Annotated in this window: 13 protein-coding genes and 1 pseudogene; 8 read left to right on the top strand and 6 right to left on the bottom strand. The window is 70.8% G+C overall.

Annotated elements, in window-relative coordinates; genetic code table 11:
• Positions 1 to 124 precede the first annotated feature (124 nt).
• The gene (locus DEI86_RS02350) at positions 125 to 1,891 is read right to left on the bottom strand and encodes a class I mannose-6-phosphate isomerase (RefSeq protein ID WP_111048712.1); all 1,767 of its coding nucleotides are present in this window, start codon (positions 1,889 to 1,891) and stop codon (positions 125 to 127) included.
• Between the two features lie 425 nt (positions 1,892 to 2,316).
• Positions 2,317 to 3,375 (bottom strand): LacI family DNA-binding transcriptional regulator, encoded by a 1,059-nt coding sequence (locus DEI86_RS02345; RefSeq protein WP_111048711.1) that lies wholly within the window; start codon positions 3,373 to 3,375, stop codon positions 2,317 to 2,319.
• A gap of 187 nt (positions 3,376 to 3,562) precedes the next feature.
• Between DEI86_RS02345 and DEI86_RS02340 the strand changes: the two genes are divergently transcribed.
• Positions 3,563 to 6,763, top strand: a complete 3,201-nt coding sequence (locus DEI86_RS02340) for a glycoside hydrolase family 38 C-terminal domain-containing protein (protein WP_181439678.1) — start codon at positions 3,563 to 3,565, stop codon at positions 6,761 to 6,763.
• A 36-nt stretch (positions 6,764 to 6,799) separates the two neighbouring features.
• Here DEI86_RS02340 and DEI86_RS02335 read toward each other — a convergent pair whose 3' ends face one another.
• Entirely contained in the window at positions 6,800 to 7,336 is a 537-nt protein-coding gene (locus tag DEI86_RS02335) for a CHAP domain-containing protein (RefSeq protein WP_111036011.1), read from the bottom strand.
• A gap of 233 nt (positions 7,337 to 7,569) precedes the next feature.
• Here DEI86_RS02335 and DEI86_RS02330 point away from each other — a divergent pair, with 233 nt between their 5' ends.
• Both DEI86_RS02330 and DEI86_RS02325 read left to right on the top strand, forming a co-directional pair.
• Complete coding sequence (locus DEI86_RS02330; RefSeq protein ID WP_220038480.1) at positions 7,570 to 11,106, top strand: bifunctional RecB family nuclease/DEAD/DEAH box helicase; 3,537 nt, start codon at positions 7,570 to 7,572, stop codon at positions 11,104 to 11,106.
• A 121-nt stretch (positions 11,107 to 11,227) separates the two neighbouring features.
• Positions 11,228 to 12,130 carry a S9 family peptidase gene (locus DEI86_RS02325; protein WP_111048709.1) on the top strand — a complete coding sequence of 301 codons (903 nt, stop codon included), beginning with the start codon at positions 11,228 to 11,230 and terminating at the stop codon, positions 12,128 to 12,130.
• A 50-nt stretch (positions 12,131 to 12,180) separates the two neighbouring features.
• Here the strand turns inward: DEI86_RS02325 and DEI86_RS02320 are convergent, their stop codons facing one another.
• On the bottom strand, positions 12,181 to 12,594 hold the full coding sequence (locus DEI86_RS02320; protein ID WP_146244850.1) for a hypothetical protein: 414 nt from the start codon (positions 12,592 to 12,594) through the stop codon (positions 12,181 to 12,183).
• 389 nt (positions 12,595 to 12,983) lie between these two features.
• On the opposite strand from DEI86_RS02320, the gene DEI86_RS02315 reads away from it, so the two are divergent.
• Complete coding sequence (locus DEI86_RS02315; RefSeq protein WP_111048745.1) at positions 12,984 to 13,751, top strand: nuclease-related domain-containing protein; 768 nt, start codon at positions 12,984 to 12,986, stop codon at positions 13,749 to 13,751.
• A gap of 52 nt (positions 13,752 to 13,803) precedes the next feature.
• Here the strand turns inward: DEI86_RS02315 and DEI86_RS17015 are convergent.
• Positions 13,804 to 13,983 (bottom strand): annotated as a pseudogene (locus DEI86_RS17015) (hypothetical protein); the annotation flags it as partial.
• A gap of 230 nt (positions 13,984 to 14,213) precedes the next feature.
• Complete coding sequence (locus tag DEI86_RS02305; RefSeq protein WP_181439677.1) at positions 14,214 to 15,077, bottom strand: fibronectin type III domain-containing protein; 864 nt, start codon at positions 15,075 to 15,077, stop codon at positions 14,214 to 14,216.
• On the opposite strand from DEI86_RS02305, the gene DEI86_RS16435 reads away from it, so the two are divergent.
• The 4 genes from DEI86_RS16435 (at position 15,058) to DEI86_RS02290 (ending at position 19,130) form a co-directional block, all read left to right on the top strand.
• Positions 15,058 to 15,354: a hypothetical protein gene (locus DEI86_RS16435; protein ID WP_181439676.1), complete on the top strand. Its 297-nt coding sequence runs from the start codon at positions 15,058 to 15,060 to the stop codon at positions 15,352 to 15,354. The genes DEI86_RS02305 and DEI86_RS16435 overlap by 20 nt on opposite strands.
• A gap of 183 nt (positions 15,355 to 15,537) precedes the next feature.
• Positions 15,538 to 16,401, top strand: coding sequence for an alpha/beta fold hydrolase (locus DEI86_RS02300; RefSeq protein WP_111048705.1), 864 nt, complete (start codon positions 15,538 to 15,540; stop codon positions 16,399 to 16,401).
• Positions 16,402 to 16,441: 40 nt separating this feature from the next.
• Positions 16,442 to 17,626, top strand: a complete 1,185-nt coding sequence (locus DEI86_RS02295) for a dipeptidase (protein WP_258371972.1) — start codon at positions 16,442 to 16,444, stop codon at positions 17,624 to 17,626.
• 208 nt (positions 17,627 to 17,834) lie between these two features.
• Entirely contained in the window at positions 17,835 to 19,130 is a 1,296-nt protein-coding gene (locus DEI86_RS02290; protein WP_111048704.1) for a hypothetical protein, read from the top strand.
• Positions 19,131 to 19,287 lie beyond the last annotated feature (157 nt).

Here is a 19,287-nt window from a genome sequence, read left to right as displayed (position 1 = left end):
GGGCAGGGCCAGGGGCGAGTGTGCACGACGCGCCGCTCACTCCCGGGCGGAACGACGTGCTGTGCACCCTCGGCGGAGGTGGGGCGGCGTGTTGTGCCCCCTCGGCGGATCGCGGCCCCGCGCGCTACCCCCGCTCCGTGCCCCGCACGGACGCCTTGACGGTCCCGAGCCGCTGCCCGACCCCGCGCCCGTGCGGCCGGATCGTGTAGGGGCCGACGGCGGCCGGGACGATGAACGTCTCGGCGTAGTGGACGACGAACGGCTCGAACGCGCCGGTCGGGCTCTCGACGACGGCCTCGGTGCCCTCGACGAGGTTGAGGACGTTGACCGTGCCGCGGGTGTCGTGCGGGACGACGTCGGTGAACCAGTGCCGACGGACCTCGATGAACTCGAGCTCGTGCAGGCCGGTGCGCTCCTCGACCCAGCCGTCGCCGGCGGCCACCTCGGTCACCTGGTCGACCAGGTGGTCGCGGGTCCACGTCGTGTCCCGGTCCCACTGCACGTTCGCCATCGCGTGGTCGAGGTGGATCGGACGCGGGACGCCGTCGAGCCCGACCCGGCCCCAGTCCCACATCTTGAAGGTGAAGATGTACGGCGTCGCCGAGATCTCGAGCACCATCGAGTTCGCGCCGGAGCAGTGGACGGTGCCGGCGGGGATGAGGAAGTGGTCGTGCTTCTTGGCGGGGAACGCGTTGACGAACGCGTCGGCCTCGAACGGGGCGGCGCCGGTCTCGGCGGTGCGGAGTGCCTGCTCCATCGCTGCGGGTTCGGCGTCCTCGCGGAGCCCGAGGTACACCACGGCGTCGTCGGCGGCGTCGAGCAGGTAGTAGCTCTCGTCCTGCGTGTAGTGCATGCCGAACTTGTCCTGGATGTACCCGGTCAGCGGATGGACCTGGAGTGACAGGTTGCCGCCCTCCATGGTGTCCAGGAAGTCGAAGCGGATCGGGAACTCCGGGCCGAACCGGGCGTGGGTCCGTTCGCCCAGGAGCTCCCGCGGGTGCCGGAGGACCAGGTCGAGCGAGGGGACCTCGACCAGCGTGCCGTCGACGTCGATCAGGAGGCTGTTCTCCTCGGGCACGCAGTCGAAGCACCAGGCGTAGTTCTCGGCGTCGTCGAGGTCGAACGTCGTCTTCATCCACTGGCCGCCCCACACGCCGGGGTCGAAGAACGGGACGACCCGGAACGGACGGGTCGTCGCGGCCGCGAGTCCGGCTCGGAACGTGTCGCCGGTGATGAGCTTGGCGGTCGCCATCGTGCTGTTCGCGTCGAGGACGTAGTCGATCCGGTCGAACAACGCCCGCTTGTGCCGGTCGGCCATCCGCCACTCGACGAAGAACCCGCGCTTGACCTTGCGGAGCTGGTCGTCGTCGCCGTTGTCCGCGCGCCAGTTCGGGGCGCCCGCGCGCTGCCGCTGCTGGATCTCCCACCGGGCGAGGTCGGCGAGGACGATGGTGTCGAACGTCGTCGGCACGAGCGTGGCGCCCCAGCCGTAGACCACGACGGGCCGCTCGGACGCGGTGACCCGGTCGGCCACGGCGGCGAGCCGGTCCGTGTCGTACAGGACGTCGAGCGTGCGATGGTCCATGACGCCGAACACCCGGTCGTCGGTGAGGTTCGGGGCGAGGAGCGCGTCGATGTACTCGCGGGAGTGCGCCGCCGCGGCCTCGACGTCGATGAGCTCGGCGTCGGGGAGCGCCCGCGCGAGCTCGGCACGGAGCCCCTCGAGGTCGCTGCCGGGGTAGGTGTCGATCGCGATCGGGCGACCGGGAGCCGCGTGTTCCGCCAGTCGCCCCCACGCCTCGGGGCCGGTCCAGGCGTGGTGCCCGGGTCCCACGGCCACCGACGGTGCCGTGTCGTAGGTCGCCCGTGATCCGGTCGGTCGGTCGTCCATCCCCGCTCCCTTCGCGTCCGCGACCGACGCTGGCCGCATGGACGTGTGTTCAGGTTGGTAACGTTATCAGGATCGGCACCGATCGCAAGCCCGCCGGGAGGCCCGGCACCGGCCCGTCGGGAGGCCCACCTCCGGCCGGTCTGGGCGCCGCGTCCGGCGTCTCCTCGGAAGCGCTGCCGCTCCTCCCGATGGACCCGAGCCTCCCGGCCGCTGGTTTCGACGTCCCGGTTGTCGTTCGCCAGCAGCACCGTCGGAACTCCCGGGCGGGTGCGGCCCCCACAGTGCACGCTGCCGCTGGTTTCGACGTTCCCGTTGTCGTTCGGCAGCGGCACCGTCCGAATACCCGGGTACGTCCTCGCGGCCCGCCGTCCGTGCGTCCCGACGTCCCCGCGTGCGGGGCGGCGCAGCCGGGAGGCCCGCCGGCGCTACGCGAAGTCGACGAACTCGACCGGCAACTCGACGAGCCGCGGCGCGCTGCCGTCCCCACGATCGAGGCGGTCGAAGAGCATCCGGGCGGCGACCCGACCCAGCTCGGCGGCGTCGTGCGCGACGACGGACAGCGGCACCGGGGACATGTCCGCGAACTCGAACGAGTCGAACCCGAAGAGCCGGATCGGAGCGGGCTGCTCGCCGCGGTCCCGCGCCTGCGCCCGGGACTTCGTGATCGCGCGGATCGCGCCGATGGAGTTGCGGTTGTTGGCGGCGAAGACGGCGGTGGGCGGGGCCTCCAGGCCGAGCAGCTGGTCCATCGCCTGCTCGGCCGAGCTGACGTCCTGCTGCCCGAGCCGGACGAGCTCGTCGACGGGCTCGAGCCCGTGGCGCTCGTGCGCCTGGCGGAAGCCCTCGAACCGTCGGCGGCCGGTCGACACCGACACCTGGTTGCCGAGGAACCCGACGCGGGTGTGCCCCTCGGCGAGCATGCGGTCCGTGGCGACGAACGCGCCGTGGATGTCGTCGAGCAGGATCGCGTCGGCGCTGACGTCGGGGAACGTCCGCGACGCGAGCACCACGGGCACGCCGGCGAGGGCGTCGGGCGCGAACCGGGCCGGCTCCCGACCGGCGGGGACGACGATGAGGCCCTCGACCTGCCGACCGAGGAAGTCCGCGAGCAGCTGCTGCTCGAGGTCCTCGTCCTCGTTCGTGACGCCGATGATGATGCGTCGGCCGGCCTCGCCGACGACCTCCTCGACGCCCTGGAGCATCCCCGCGTAGTACGGGTTCCCGACGTTCGTGATGAGCACGCCGACGAGTCCCGAGCGGCGACCCTGGCGGAGTCGACGGGCGTTCTCGTTCCGGTGGTAGCCGACCTCGGCGATCGCGCGCTCGACCCGGTCCTGCAGCTCGGGCCGGACGTTCTTGCCCCCGGAGAGCACACGGGACACGGTCATCGGGCTGACCTCGGCGACACGCGCGATGTCCTTGACCGTCGGCGCACCACGACCGCGCCCCGTCGTGGGCCCGCTCCCGTTCCCCGCGGCTGCCATGCCTCAAGGTATACAGCAGCACCGGCTCCGGCCGGTCACACGTGACAGCAGCACCGGCTTCGGCCGGTCACACGTGTACAGCAGCACCGGCTCCGGCCGGTCACACGATTGCCCCTTGCGGAGCGCCCCCGTCGTCCTGCTAGCGTTGTTGGTAACGATAACAACTCGACGACGAATGGTGCTGCTGATGACCGACGCCCGTGGTGATCGCCCGACTCGACCCCCGCTGATCTCGGCACAGCCGTGGCAGCACACCGACGCGCGGGTCGGCCTGATCGACCGCGCCGTCGCCGCCACCGGCACGATCGGCGGCGAACGCGTCCGCGTCCTGCCGGAGCCCATGCGCGCCACGCGCGACGGCATCGAGGTGCAGGCGGTGCGCCTCCTGTTCGACACCGAGGAAGCGGCGGCCCGCGCGACCGACGTCGTGATCGAACCCGGCACCGCGACCGGCACCGGCACCGGCGCCGCCGCCGCGCCAGGCGCGTTCGTCGGGTTCGCGACGGCCCCCGACGCGCTGTCGGTGCGCCTCCTGGTCCGGGTCGTCGACGCGCCCACCGCAGCGACCGTCCGGATCCCGTCCCTCGGCGACGGCGCGGTGTCCGTCGAGCTCACGCCGCAGCGCCCGTGGTCCGTGCACGTCGTGCACCACTCGCACTTCGACTTCGGCTACACCGACCCGCAGGCGACGGTCATCGCGAGCCAGCGGTCGTACCTCGACACCGCCATGGACCTCGCCCGCGCGACCGACGACTGGCCCGAGGAGGCCCGGTTCCGCTGGAACGCCGAGGCGCTCTGGGCGTTCACCGACTGGGAGCGGCACCGCCCACAGGCGCAGGTCGACGAGTTCGTGCAGCTCGTCAAGGACGGCCGGATCGGCCTCAGCGCGATGCCGTACAACCTGCACACCGACACGTGCTCCACCGACGAACTGCACGAACTCCTCCGTGACGCGCGGCGCATCCGCGACCAGTACGGCATCGACTTCACCACCGCGATGCAGACGGACGTGCCGGGACAGGTGGCGGGCCTCCCGGACGCGCTGCAGGAGGTCGGCGTCAAGTACCTGGCCGTCGCGCACAACTGGGCGGGCCGGTCGCAGCCGCACACCTCGGGCGCGCTCAACCTGCCCCGCATGTTCCGCTGGCGCACCCCCGCCGGCAACTCGGTGATCGTGTGGATGACCGACAGCCCGCACGGCCTGGCGTACATGGAGGGGCCGATGATCGGCTTCACGGAGTCGTACGCGTCCGTGGACGCGCTGTTCCCCGCGTACCTGACCGCGCTCGCCACCCGCGGCTACCCGTTCCCGCCCGGGATCTTCGGCGCGCACGGCGAGCAGACCGAGGGCCGCGACGGCTACCCGTGGGAGGTCCTGCACATCCGCACGCAGGGGTTCATGGGCGACAACGGCCCCGCCCGGCTCCAGCTCGCCGAGATCGTCCGCGAGTGGAACGACACGTGGACGTCCCCGACGCTGCGGGTGTCGCGGAACGAGGACTTCTTCGCCGAGGCGGAGGCACGCCACGGCGACGAGCTCCAGACGTTCCAGGGGGACTGGGGCGACTGGTGGGTCGAGGGCGTCGGCTCCGCGGCCGTGCCGCTCGCACTCGCCCGGGAGGCCCAGGCCGCCGTCACCGACGCCGGCGCGTTCTCGCAGGCGGCCGCGTTGATCGGCGCTGCCGCGGTACCGGAGGAAACCGCGCGCCGCACCGAGGCCTACGACGCGATCTCGATGTTCAACGAGCACACGTGGGGCGCCGGGAACTCCTGGACCCACGGGGACGCCGGGTTCGAGTCGGGGGAGCTGCAGTGGCAGTGGAAGGTGGCGCAGGGCATCGGCGCGCACCAGCGGGCCACCGAGTTCCGGGAGCAGGCGATGGCCTACCTCGGCGCCACGGTGCCGCGCGATCCCGACGCGGTCGTCAGCTTCACCGCCGCGAACGCCACCGGCCGCCGCCGCAGCACCGTCGCGCGCCTGCTCGTCAAGGAGGCCCACATCGGCCTCGACCAGGACATCGAGATCCGGGACGGCCGCACCGGCGAACCGCTGCCGGTGGTCCTCGAACCGCAGTCGAACACGGCGCACCGGGAGTCCGGGCGCTGGGCGGTCGTGCGGGTCGAGGACGTCCCCGCGTTCGGGTTCGTCCGACTCGACGTCTCCGTTGCGGCGACGTCCGCGCCGAACGGCGCTCCCGTTCCCCTCGGGTCCCGGGCCCGCGCCGAGGTGCTGACGCTCGAGAACGAGTACCTGCGCGTCGTCGTCGACGAGACCACGTCCTCCATCGCGTCGATCGTCGAGCGGCGGACCGGACGTGAGCTCGTGAACGGGTCGTCCGTCGCTGGGTTCAACGCGTACCTCTACGACCAGTACGGCAGCTCGGGCGCCGGGTTCAACCACCTGGCGAACAAGCTGTCCGTCTCCGACCGGCTCGAACTGCTCGTGTCGCGGACGACCGCCCGGCCCGCCGTCGTCCTCGGGCGGACGAGCGACGCGGTCGAGGAACGCCTGGTCTACGAGTTCGTCGCCGACGGGGTGGACTCCGTCGTCGTGACGCTCCGGCTCCGGCACGGCGACGGCGTGCTGCTCATCGAGAACCGCCTGGCCAAGCCGACGACCCTGATCAAGGAGAGCGCCTACTTCGCGTTCCCGTTCGCCGTCGACGACCCGGTCGTCCGGTTCGAGGTCTCCGGCGGGGTCACGGGCGACGGCGTCCCGCACATCCCGGGAGCGCCGCAGCACATGCGCGCGATCCGCAACTGGATCACGTTGACCGACCCGGAGACCCACGACGACGTCGTCTGGGTGACGAAGGACGCGCCGCTCGTGCAGACCGGGAGCATCGCGGTGCCGTACGCGCCGTTCCCCGCGAGCACGAGTCCCGTCGAACCGGGCACCGTGTTCTCGTGGCTCCACAACAACGTGTGGGACACGAACTTCCCGATCGAACAGGCGTTCACCGCGACCTTCCGGTACGCCGTCGGTGTCCGCACGGACCGGGACGGCGCCTCGACCGAAGGGCTGGCCGTGGCGGTGACCGGCGAGGTCGTGCACCCGCTGACGACCGCGGAGGCCAAGGGCCGTCCGGGCACCGCTCGGGCCGATGCGTCCCTGCTCGACCTCGACGACGACCGCGTGCAACTGGTCGGTGTCGTCGCGGGACCGGAGGAGGGCACCTCGATCGTGCGGCTCCAGTCGTTCGCCGACCAGGACGTCGCGCTGACGCTCCGTCCCGGCGCGGCGGTGGCCGAGGCGTGGGTGAGCTCGTTCCTCGGGGACCGGGGGACGGGCCTCCCGGTCGATGATGGTGCGGTGCGGGTCACGCTCGCGCCGTTCGCGACGACCGCGGTGGGCGTGCGTTGGGGCGGCGGGGTCGCCACCGACTGAGTGCACACGCGGACGACGTCGGCTGATTCGACGGGGTCAGTACTTCGGCCGCGCGAACTTGTACTGACCGCTCGTGTCCCAGGGGTCCTCGTAGATCTTCACGTGGTTGGTCGAGGCGTTGCCCGAGCCCACGTTCCCCTCCACCGTGCGGATGTGGCCGTCGCTGTGTGACCGGACGAGGCCGATGTGCCCGACGCCGTAGTACCAGATGATGTCGCCCTGGCGGACGTTGGCGGCCGACACCGGCGTGCAGAGCTTGTAGAAGTCCGACGCCCGAGGGCTGAAGCCGGTGTCGGTGCCACGGAGGCACCAGCTGACGAAGATCGCGCACCAGTCGCCACTCGTCTTGTACTTGGAGGACCAGATCGCGTTCATCTGCGCGAGGCTGTTGCCGGTGTAGCTCTTCGCCTCGGTGATCACGGCGGACGGGGTGGTGGGTGCGGCGGCGCTCGCCATCGATGCGGGTCCTGCGACTGCAGCGATCGCGGCGAGCGAGACACCGCCCGCTCCGATGAGGAGCGAGCGTCGGCTCAGTGAGCCGGAGACGTCGAACTTCGTTGTGGGTGCGTCCATGGCGAGACACTGGCAGCGGCACGAGCAGGCGACAAGTCCTCACTCCAGAGGACAGACCGCGGCGCGTCCGCCCGGCATGTCAGTGTCGCTCGGCCGCGGCCGCGGCCGCTGGGTCCCGGTCGTGTCGGCCCCTGCGTGCTGGTCGTGTCGGTCGTCCCGGTCGTGCCGGTCGTGTCGGTCGCGACCGCTACCGTCGTGCTGCGCGACGAACGAGCGCACCCGGGGGAGGAACCGTGCAACTGACGACCGACGGCCGCGTCGTGCTGAGCCCGAGCGACCTCAGCGTCTGGGCGTCGTGCGAGTGGGCGTTCCTGCGGCGCCTCGACGCCAAGCTGGGGCGCGCCGAACCGGTGGCCGAGGCGGCAGACGCGATGCTCGACCGCACCGCTCGCCTCGGCGACGAGCACGAGCTCCGGTACCTCGCCGCGCTCAAGGCGGAGTACGGCGCGGACCAGGTCGTCGAGTTCGAGCGCCCCGATCCGGACCGGTACGCGCAGGCTGCCCGGGCGGCGGCGGAGGCCATGCGCGCCGGCGTCGCGGTCCTGTACCAGGCGACGTTCCACGACCCGGGCTTCATCGGGTTCTCGGACTTCCTCATCCGCAACGACCGCGGCGAGTACGAGGTCTACGACACCAAGCTCGCCCGGCACGCCAAGATCACCGCGCTGCTGCAGCTCGCCGCGTACGCCGAGCAGATCGAGCGGCTCGGCATCCCGGTCGGGGCGCAGGTGCACCTGGTCCTCGGCGACGAGACCGTGAGCAGCCACGACCTCGCCGACATCGCACCGGTGTACCGGACGCAGCGCGACGAGCTCCGGCGCGTCATCGACGAGCGCATCGCCGCCTCCGAGCCGCTCGCGTGGGGCGACCCCCGCTACACCTCGTGCGGCCGGTGCGGCATCTGCAGCACGCAGGTCGAGGAGCACCGCGACCTCGTCCTCGTCGCCGGCATGCGCCTCGACCAGCGAGCGCGCCTCATCGCGGCGGGCGTGACGAGCATCGACGCCCTCACGACCGCCGAGGGCCCGGTGCCCGGTGTCAGCGCGGCGACGCTGGCGACGTTGCGGGCGCAGGCGCGCCTCCAGACCGGATCGGAACGCGACCGACAGCGGGCCGGTTCCGACGCGCACCCCGCACCACGGTTCGAGGTGGTCGACCCGCAGGCGCTCGCGGCGATCCCGGCGCCGGACGCGGGCGACGTGTTCTTCGACTTCGAGGGCGACCCGCTGTACTCCGAGGACGGCCACACCTGGGGCCTCGACTACCTCTTCGGCCTCGTCGACACGGACGCCCGCTTCACCGCGTTCTGGGCGCACACGATCCGGGAGGAACGACGCGCGCTCGTCGACTTCCTCGCGTTCGTCAAGGAGCGGCGCGCGCAGTACCCGGGCATGCACGTCTACCACTACGCGTCGTACGAGCGGACGCACCTGCTGTCGCTCGCCGCCCGGCACGGTGTGGGCGAGGACGACGTCGACGACCTGCTGCGCGACAACGTCCTGGTCGACCTGTACCCGATCGTGCGGAAGGCCCTGCTCGTCGGCAGCCGCAGCTACTCGATCAAGAAGCTCGAGCCGCTCTACATGGGCGAGGACCTGCGCGACGACGCCGGCGTGACGAACGCCGCGGACAGCATCACCGCGTACGTCGACGCGATCGAGGAGCTCCGGAACGGGGACCCGGTCCTGGGGCAACACGCGCTCGACCAGGTCGCGGACTACAACGAGTACGACTGTCGCTCGACGCTGCGGCTCCGCGACTGGCTGCTCGGCCTGGAGGCCTGGGGGCGCGTCGACGACGGCGGCTCCGCACCCGACACGGCCGGGTCCGACGGCGCATCCGACGAGCTGGAGGTCGCGCTCCCGCCCACGGTGCGCGAGCCCGACCCGGTGTACCTGGCGCTCATGGCCGAGATCGAGGGCGTCGACGCGCTCGACCGCACGGCGGACCAGCAGGCCATCGCGCTCGCCGCGGCCGCCATCGACTACCACCGGCGTGAGGGCAAGACGTTCTGGCAGGAGCACTTCGACCGGCTCCGGAACCCCATCGACGAGTGGGCCGACACCCGCGACGTGTTCATCGTGGAGCAGGCCGAGGTCGTGCAGGACTGGGCGAAGCTGCCCGGCAAGCGGACGTTCTCGCGCGAACTCCGCCTGCTCGGCACGCTCGCACCCGGCAGCAAGGTCCGCGAGGGCACGAAGCCGCACCTCGTCTATGACGAACCCCTGCCGATCTCGATCGCCTCGCCGGGGCTGGGCATGCGTGGCGCCTCGAGCAAGGGCGAGGTCCTCGACATCGGGCCGAACGGCGACCGCATCGAGATCCTGCTCAAGGAGTCGGTCGGGCAGGGGCAGACGGGGCACGAGGACCTGCCGGTGGCCCTCACGCCCGCCCCACCGCCGGCCGCGAAGCCGCAGCCCGAGGCGATCGCCGAGTGGGGGCGCGAGGTGCTCGATGCGCTCCCGTCGATGCTGCCCGACCCGGCCCTCGACCTGCTGCGGCGGGTGCCGCCGCGCGGAGGCGTCGTGCCGCTGTCCGTGACGGAGGACGACACCGTCGCGGCCGTCGTCGCGACCCTGCTCGGACTCGACCGGTCGTACCTGGCGATCCAGGGGCCTCCCGGCACCGGCAAGACGTACGTCGGCTCGCACGTCGTCGGACGGCTCGTGCAGGAGCACGGGTGGCGGGTCGGCGTGGTCGGGCAGTCGCACGCGACCTCCGAGAACTTCCTCGACGCCGTCGTCGCCGCGGGTGTTCCCGCCGACCGCGTCGTCAAGGTGCCGCAGCGCGGGGGAGATCCCGACCGACTCGAGGCGGCCGCTTGGACGCCCGTCAAGGACAACGTCGCGCTCGCCGCGTTCCTGGCCGGCCCCGCAGCGGGATCGACCGGTCGTCCCGGCGGTGTGGTCGGCGGGACGGCGTGGACCTTCGCCAACGCCAACACCGTCGAACGGCGGTCGCTCGACCTGCTCGTGGTCGACGAGGCGGGGCAGTTCTCCCTCGCGCCCACGATCGCCTCGTCCGTCGCCGCGTCGCGACTCCTGCTGCTCGGCGACCCGCAGCAGCTGCCCCAGGTGTCGCAGGGCTCGCACCCCGAGCCGGTCGACGAGTCCGCCCTCGGCTGGCTGGCCGACGGCGAGCACGTCCTGCCGCCGGAGTTCGGGTACTTCCTGGCGCACACCCGGCGGATGCACCCGGCCCTGACCGCGCCCGTCTCGCGCCTGTCCTACAACGGGTCGCTCACCGCGTCCGAGGCCGTCTTGTCCCGGTCGCTCCGGGGACTCGAGCCGGGCCTCCACGTCGCGCCGGTCGCGCACGTGGGGAACACGACGTCCTCGCCCGAAGAAGCGGAGCGGGTCGTGTCGCTCGCGTCCTCCGTCATCGGGCTGCCGTGGACGGACGGCGGCGTGACCAGGCCACTGACCGACGAGGACGTCATCGTCGTGGCGCCCTACAACGCGCAGGGCGCGCTGATCGGCGCCGCGCTCGACGCCGCCGGGCTGCGCGGGACGCAGGTCGGCACGGTCGACCTGTTCCAGGGCCGGGAGGCCGTGGTCGCCATCGTCTCGCTCGCCGCGTCCTCCGCGGCGGAGATCCCGCGGGGGCTCGACTTCCTGCTCATGCCGAACCGGCTCAACGTCGCGATCTCGCGGGCGAAGTGGGCGGCGTTCGTCGTGTACTCGCCGGGGCTCACGACCGCGCTGCCGACGTCGATCGCGGGGATGGCGTTGTTGTCGCGGTTCATCGAGCTCGTCGACGCTCCGCGGTAGGTCAGGCGGCGCCGGGTCGAGCCGGGTGCCAGCGCACGGGTCAAGCGCCGGGCATCGTGTCTCATGGCACACCGGCCCTGCACGCCGACGATCGCGATGCGGCCGCTGGTAGCGTCCGCAGATGGCGCCGACGATTGACGACACCGCTCGCTCAAAGGTTCTCGAGCTCCTCGCGCTTCCATCACCCGATTCGATGCGACCGACAGCGATCCGTCGAGAGCATCTTCGGCGCGATGAGGGAGTGCAGTACGACCGCGTTGTGCTTGACGCTGCTGACGGCGACACGATCCCCTGCCTACTGCTGACGCCGGATGAGCAGGCCGGGATCGACGTGATCGCGGTGCATCAACACGCGGGAGCATTCGCCATCGGGAAGAGCGAGCCAGCTGGACTCATTGGCGAACCGACCCTTGCCTACGGTACGTCGCTCGCTCGCGCTGGAGCGCGTGTGATCCTGCCCGACCTCGTCGGCTTTGAAGAGCGCCAACGGAGGTGGACCGACGATCCCGCTGCCGACGAGCGACTCGACGCGCTCTTCCGAGTGGCGAAGGGCAGCAGCCTTCAGTCCAAGCACACCGGCGACATCGCCGTCGTGACGAGCTGGATGCAGGACACCAGCGTGGGTCCCACTGATGTCAGGATCATCGGTCACTCGCTTGGTGGTCAAGTGGCGCTGTTTTCCCTCGCGGTCGACGCTCGGGTCTCGAAAGGAGTCGTGAGCTGCGGGATTGGCCCGCTGGCGTCATTTGAGTCGGAGCGCATCCGGCACAACCCGGCGTGGTTCGTTCCCGGCCTGTTGGCATCGGGCGACGTTCCGTTGGTCGCCGCTGCCGTCGAGCAGCCCGTTCTCGTCGCTGCCGGACGCAACGACAAGCTCTTCCCGATGGCCGGGGTGCAGGACGCGTTCGACGCTTTCCGGCCGGGCGTGTTGACCGCGATCGTGTTCAACGGTGGACATTCGATGCCGCCGTTCGTCCTGGACGCGGCCGTTCAGCATCTCCTTGCGTCGCCGGCGATGAATTGACCGACGGACAGCTGCGTGGGTTGTCGAGCTCGTCGACGCACCGCGGTAGGTCACTCGTCGCCGCGTTGAGCCGGGATCGCGGCACGGAGCGCCTCGGGAGCCCCGACCTGAACGAGATATTCGCGCCCGTCGTTCAGTCGAACCCGAGCAGCCGGACCGGATGACTGGAACACCGCGAGGGGGCGCCCGGGAGTCTTCCTGATGCCTGTGCCGCTGTGCTCTCTTGCACGGATGACAGTGGGCGAGACCTCGGCGACGTCCTGCAGCGGGATGCTGCGCCGGTACAGGGGAACGACCGCGATCTGGAGCCGGTCCTGGTCGACGGTGACGGACAGCCACTGGATGAGCGCTGCGATGCCGACGAGCCCGGCGACGGTGAACGCGACGATGACCACAGCCCGACCATCACGGTTGCCGGTGCCGAGCATCAGTCCGACGACGACGAGGCTCAGGGCGAGGATCATCGCGCCGACGATTCGGACCCACACTGGGCCGCCCCGGCGTTCGTGAAACAGCGGTTCGACTGGAGACCGGTCAGTGCTCATGGTCTCCCCCACAACGGCTATCTGAAATGTCAGCACAACGGTGCTACTGCAGGGCTCAAGCATTGCTCGGCCGATCTGGCTGAAGGGCGAAGTGCAGGACCCGGACTGGGGGCACGGGTCCGTTCGGGGTGACGTCTCGCTGCTCCTAGCCTTGGAAGACGTCCGTGGGGGTCACGGGCACTGGCGGCAGGGGGAACGTGAGCAGTCTCACGAACGATGGTCCAACGGTCTCGGGAACCACGGCACGTTCAGCTCCTCGCGGCTCCGCTCCCGTGACGCTCCGTGCTCGGAGGCCGGGTTATTCGGTGATGCAGAAGTGCCTCGAGATCCAGCACGGCGCGACGCCGCCCACCCGTCGCGAGCGCTTCTTCGGCAAAGACCCACTCGTGCCCGAGGCGCGGAGCTGGTTCAAGGGCGCGCTGGGTGAGCGGGCCGTCGCGGTCGCACTCGAGCAGCTCGGGCCGGAATGGACCGTCCTGCACGCGGTCCCCGTCGGTACGGGGCAATCCGACATCGACCATGTCGTCATCGGGCCAGGAGGCGTGTTCACCGTCAACACGAAGAACCACGCAGGGCAGAAGGTGTTCGTCGGCGGCGGGTCGTTCATGGTGAGCGGGTACCGGCAGCCGCACATGCGCAACGCCCTGCACGAGGCCGAGCGAGCCGAGCGACTCTTGTCGGTCGCAGCCGGGGTGCAGGTCCGCGTACAGCCGCTGCTGATCCTCGCCGCGGCCGCATCGTTCAAGGTAGGCCGTAAGACCCCGATGGTCGTGACGCTGCAGGCTCACCAGGTCGGTCGCTGGTTCCACGGCCTTCGACGGGTGAAGTCGGCGGAGGAGGTCCGCTTCCTCAGCATGCTGGCTGAGGAGCGGGGCACCTGGCACGTGGAGTCGCTGGTCATCACCGACACGCTCCGCCATGTGCAGCGGTTCGAGCGGCTCGAACGCGAGGTCATCGCCGCAGCGGGGCGCCGGCGCTTCGTTCGACAGGTGTCCGTGCTCGGGGTCCTCGCCGTTCCGGCAGCATGTCTGCTTGGGTACTGGTGGGCCATCGCCGTGTCAGCGCTGCACGGCTGAGCCTGATCTCCAGCACGAAGCGCTGACAGTCCGTCCCCACCGATCGAGGCCGCGGGAGCACCAGGTCCGGCCGCGCCCGGGTGCGCTGGCTGATGCGACGGTCGACGAAGAACCGGCGGCCGCGGCGGTGGAGGAGTCGCCGCAGCGCCAGCTCGGGCGCGGTGTCCCGTCGGCCCAACCGCGCCATGCGTGCCCGCCGTTCATCGTCCGCCTGCCACGTCTCGGTGACCATGCCGGGACGGTAGCGGGGCGGCGGACGGGTGCCGCGCCTCCTGGCCGGATCGGTGGACGACGGACGATCGCGCAGACGTGTTCGGGACCTGTGAGCACGTCAGGAGTCGTGCGCACATTTCCCGGAACGGTCTGCGCGGGGCCAGCGCCCCCGGCCCCGCCCGCACGAGCACTGCGGAGCAGACGACGGAGCAGGCGCACCCGTACGGCCGCCTGCCCCTCACCCCGCCGTCACGGGTACAGCTTGTTCGTGTCCCCGATCTGGATGGCGCCCTGCGCAGCTGGCCCGGCGCCCGAAGCGGTGACCGCCGACACGGACACCAGGTACGTGATCGTCGAGCCCATGTCGCCCGTCGTGTAGGAGCGCGCGGACGCCGGGAGCACGACGACCGTGGGTGTGGCGTGCGGGAGCGGCTGCACGGTGACCTGGTATCCGAGCACCTTCTGCCCGGCGGTCAGGACCGGTGGTGCCCACGCTGCCGACACCGTGCCCGTGAAGAAGTCCTTGTCATCACGGGTGAGCACGAGGTTCCGCGGTGGGGTGGCGAGCTCGGGACCGACCCGGACCGTGACCGTCGACGAGAGCCCTTGGCCCAGGTTCCCAGCGACGGTGACCGTGTAGGTCCTGCCTCGGATCAGGTGGTTGAGGACGATGGACGTGTCCCACACGCCGTTCGTGCTGATGCTCTGGGGACCGATGCCGAGCGAGTCGGTGCCATCACGGCTGACCACCCACGGGCCGAGCGCGCCGGCGGGCTGCGTCCACTGGATCAGGGCGCTGCCGAACCTGGCGGTGGCGGAGGCGAGGGGCAGGGGCGTCGCGCTCACATCGGTCGGCGCGGCGCTCGGCGCGGGGGCCGTGTGGATCGAGTCGGACGCCGCCGGGCCGACGCCGGCCTTGGTGATCGCCTGGACGGTGAAGGAGTAGTCGGTGTCGCGGGCCCAGTCCGTGTAGGTGTGGGACAGCGTGGACGCCGACACCGTCAGCGTGGAGGTCGGCCCGGGCGCCACCGTCGACAACCGATAGCCCGTGACGGGCGAGCCGCCGTCGGTCGCCGGAGCCTTCCAGGTCCAGGTGACGGTCTCCTTCGGCACGTTCTGCGATCCGCCGAGTGCCTGCAGAGCGCTTGGCAGCGAGGCGAGAGGTGCGACCGCCGGTTTCGATGTCCCGGCGGACGTCCTGGAGGCGGTGGCCGGCGAGGCGGACGCCGTCACGGCGGCGTGGGTGGCGGCCGCGGACGAGGAGGACGTGGTCGCCGCGGTTGCGGGGACGGCCGCGCCGACTGCGGCGATGCAGAAGGCCGCGGCGAGGGCAGCGAGCGTTGGTTTGCGCACGGGTTCGGGTCCCATCTGTGAGAAGCGCGTGTGGTGAGTGGCGCTCACCGTAGACCTCGTGGAGCGGCCCCTGGAAGGGGGTAGCGCGCTTCGTCATGTCGCGCTCCGTGATCCGTCGGCGCACGATCGCCGGCGCTCCCACACCCGTTGCTAGAGTTCCGAGCATCCGCCCGGGGCTCCCACCGACCGGCGCCGAAGCAGACCACCCGGAAGGAACCCGATGGACCTCACGATCAACGGCGCCCGACTCAACGTCGAGGTGCTCGAGCCGACGAACGGCGACCCGGACGCACCGGTCCTCATCGCGCACCACGGCGGCGGGGGGATCGGTTCGCTCGCCGAGCCGAAGGCCACGTTCGGCCCGCTCCACGACCGCTTCCGGGTCATCGTCTTCGACTCGCGTGGCTGTGGCCGGAGCGAGGGCGTCGGCCCCTACACGCACGAGCAGTGGGCGGCAGACGTCGACGGACTGCGACAGTGGGCGGGTGTCGAGCAGATCGTCGTGGCCGGTGGTTCGTACGGCGGGTTCATCGCCCTCGAGTACGCCGTCCGCTACCCGGAGCACGTCTCGGCGATCATCCTGCGGGACACCTCCGCCGACGGCAGCAACCTCGAGCTCGCGTTCGAGAACGCGCGGAACCAGGACCGCGTCGAGATCAACTGGGACCACTTCAACCGCTACTGGGGTGGCCAGACGCGCAGCGACGAGGAACTCAAGTCGCTGTGGACGGAGCTCATCCCGCTGTACGACTACGAGTACGACGAGGAGAAGTCCACGGCGGCGGTCGAGGCCGGCATCTACCGGCACGAGGCGCACAACGCCTGCTTCGTCGACAACTTCCCGACCTACGACCTCAAGCCGGACTTGCCGGGCATCGCCGTCCCGACGCTCGTGACGGTCGGCCGCGGGGACTGGGTCACGCCGGTCAGCGCCTCCGAGACGATCGCCCGACTGATCCCCGACGCGGAGCTCGTCGTCTTCGAGAAGTCCGGCCACTCGCCCCAGGTCGAGGAGCGCGAGAAGTTCCAGCAGACGCTCCGCGACTTCCTCGCCCGCGCCGTGCCCGTCGCGGCCACCGTCTGATCCGCAGCACGAGGAGATCGGGAACGGCGGCCCGCGCATCGTGTCCGGCTACGAGTCCTACGACTACCTCGACGGTGACCTCCACCTACCGCGAGATCCGCTGACGCCGGAGTTCGACCGCGTTCCGCCGTACGACGGCGGGCACGCGCCGGCGGTCGTCAAGCGCGCCGAGCGGCTCCTGGCGGCGACCATCACGATCAGCCTGCACGACCACCCGGTCCGGTTCCCGGCCGACATGGCGAACACACCCGCCTACAACCGCACGGGCCGCCAGTTCACCGCGTTCGAGGGCCTGCGCGCGTCCGGGCTGACCGTCGTGTTCGACAACATGATGGACGGCACCGCAACCGTCACGGGCAACACGCCCTGGCAGTGGGAGGACGTCGTCACCGACCTCGGGATGCGGCAGGCGGACATCGCCCACCAGTCGGACGTCGTCGTCATCCGCACGCTCGCCGACATCCACGCTGCGCACGCGGCCGGGAGGACCGGGCTCGTCTTCGGTCTGGAGGCCGCCACCCCGATCGGGAACGACCTCGACCGCCTCGACATCCTGTACGGACTCGGGATCCGGCAGATCGGCCTCGCGTACTCCCAGTCGAACGGTCTCGGGGCCGGCCTCTCGGAGCGAACCGACTTCGGCTTGACCGACTTCGGTCGCGCGGCCGTGCGTCGGATGAACCAGCTCGGGCTCGCGATCGACGTGTCGCACTCGTCCGACCAGACCGGCATCGACGCCGCCGACGCGTCCGACGTCCCGATCTTCATCACGCACGCCGGGGCGCGCGCACTCTGGGACATCCCGCGGCTCAAGTCGGATGACGTGCTCCGGGCCGTCGCCGCCGGCGGGGGAGTGATCGGCATGTCCGCCGCCCCGCACACGACGATCTCGCGCGACCACCCGACGCACAGCCTCCTGTCCGTCATGGACCACTTCGAGTACTGCGCCGAACTCGTCGGCATCGACCACGTGGCCTTCGGTCCCGACACGCTCTACGGCGACCATGTCGGCCTGCACACGACGTTCTCGTCCATGCTCGGGGCGGCCGCGGCCACGACGGAGGACCACCCCCGGGTCGAGTACGTCGACGGGCTCGAGAACCCGACGGAGAGCTTCCACAACATCGCGGCGTGGCTCGTCGAGCACGGGTACTCCGACGACGAGATCGGGAAGGTCCTCGGCGGGAACGTGCTCCGGGTGCTCGGGGAGGTCTGGGTCGCCTGACCTCGGGGTTCACGTCGTCGATGGGAGCCCTGCCCATCGCAATCTGATGGTCTTCCTTCCTTCTAAGAGGACCTTCCGGTGTCGCGGGTCTTGCGGGGGTCGGAATCGAATCGATTCTGGCTTCCTTCAGGGCCATGGCCACGAGCGGCGTTGTCCGCTTGAATGAGGACATGGTCGATCGGCCATCGCGTGACCGGAGGGGACGTACATGACCGACGACCAGGACATCACCTTGGAAGCCGAGGTGTCCGACGAAGACGCGGAGAAGAACATCGCCAAGGCGGTGCGTGGGCGTCGTGCCATCGCTCGCGGCTACGTCCGGTGGGTGCGCCGTCGGCACCCTGACGCGACGCCAGCCGAGGTCATCCAGTTGCTTGAGCGGCACTACGCCAGTTCGATTACGGCGGCTGGTGCGGCGATCACAGTCGGCACGATTGCCGCAGACGTCGGCATCGCGATGATCCCCGGCGTCGGCGCCGCGGCTGCCGGAGCGAAGAGCGCCAGCCAGCAGGTGGCGAAGAAGGCCGGGAAGGAAGCAGCGAAAGCGGTTGCGAAGAAGGCAGGCAAGGACCTTGCGCTCGGCGCAGCCAAGGGGGGCGCCAAGCGCGCCGCTGCCCTCCTGCCTGCGGGCGACGAACAGTTGCAGTTCGAGATCACGGCGTTGTTCGCGCTCGCGATCGCGGACATCCACGGGCTCGAATACGACCACGACCAGGCGCAAGCCCTGGTGTACGGGATTACCAACGAGCGGGTCAGCCAACAGCAAATCGCCACCATGGCGAGTGACCTCGCGAGGACGTCCACCGACGCGGACGCCAGCGTCGGGAAGAGCATCGCGGCCGGGAAGGGCGACTGGTCACACTGGGCGAGCACTCTTGCGGACACCCTGCCAGGCGGGGCGGCGCAGAGCCTCGTCCGCACCATTCAAACCGGCCAGCTGGAAACCGTGCGCGAGACCCTCACCGGCAAGCAGCAGTCGACCATTGAGTACGGTGTCGGGGCGCTCACCGGCGGTGTCGCGCGATTCGTCTTCGGACGCGACGTGATCCTGTCGACACGGTCGGCTTTCCCCGAGCCGCCTCAGGAGTTTCCGGACCATTTGGCCGTCGCGGCGAAGGACGAGCAGGATCTCCGTGACGGCGAGCCGAACCGGGCCCTCGCTGCGCTGGAGCAGGCGGCGAATCGGACCGGGGCGAGAGTGGTCGAGGCGGCGGGAGTCGTGGGAGGCGGGGTGGCGACGGGAGCGGCTGCTGTCGGATCCGGTGTCAGCAAGGCAGCCGGAACGGTCGCGCGTCAGTTCCGGAGTGTGGACCTCGATGGAGACGGAGTTCCCGACGAGCCGCAGGCGCTCACTGCGGTGAAGGGGGCGGGCGGTGCCATCGTCGGTGCGGCGAGTTCGGCCGGTGGAAGCATCTCCGGGCTGTTCCGGAGGAAACGCAGCGACCGAGCCGAGCAAGCCGATCCCGCCGACGCTGACGGTATCGAACTGGCCGATCCGTCCTGACAGAGAGCGTCCCACTCGCTCGTTATGGAGGGACCGGCGGAAGCCGGCATCCGAGCTCGCGCTCCACCGATGCGGTTGACTGTCGCGCTCATGGTCACGGTCGCCGAACCTGTCCCCAACCCCAGGCCACGGCGATGACTACTGGGCCTGTAGGTGT

The organism is Curtobacterium sp. MCBD17_028, assembly GCF_003234875.1.
Lineage (GTDB): Bacteria > Actinomycetota > Actinomycetes > Actinomycetales > Microbacteriaceae > Curtobacterium.
This window is presented reverse-complemented; position numbering and strand designations above follow the sequence as displayed.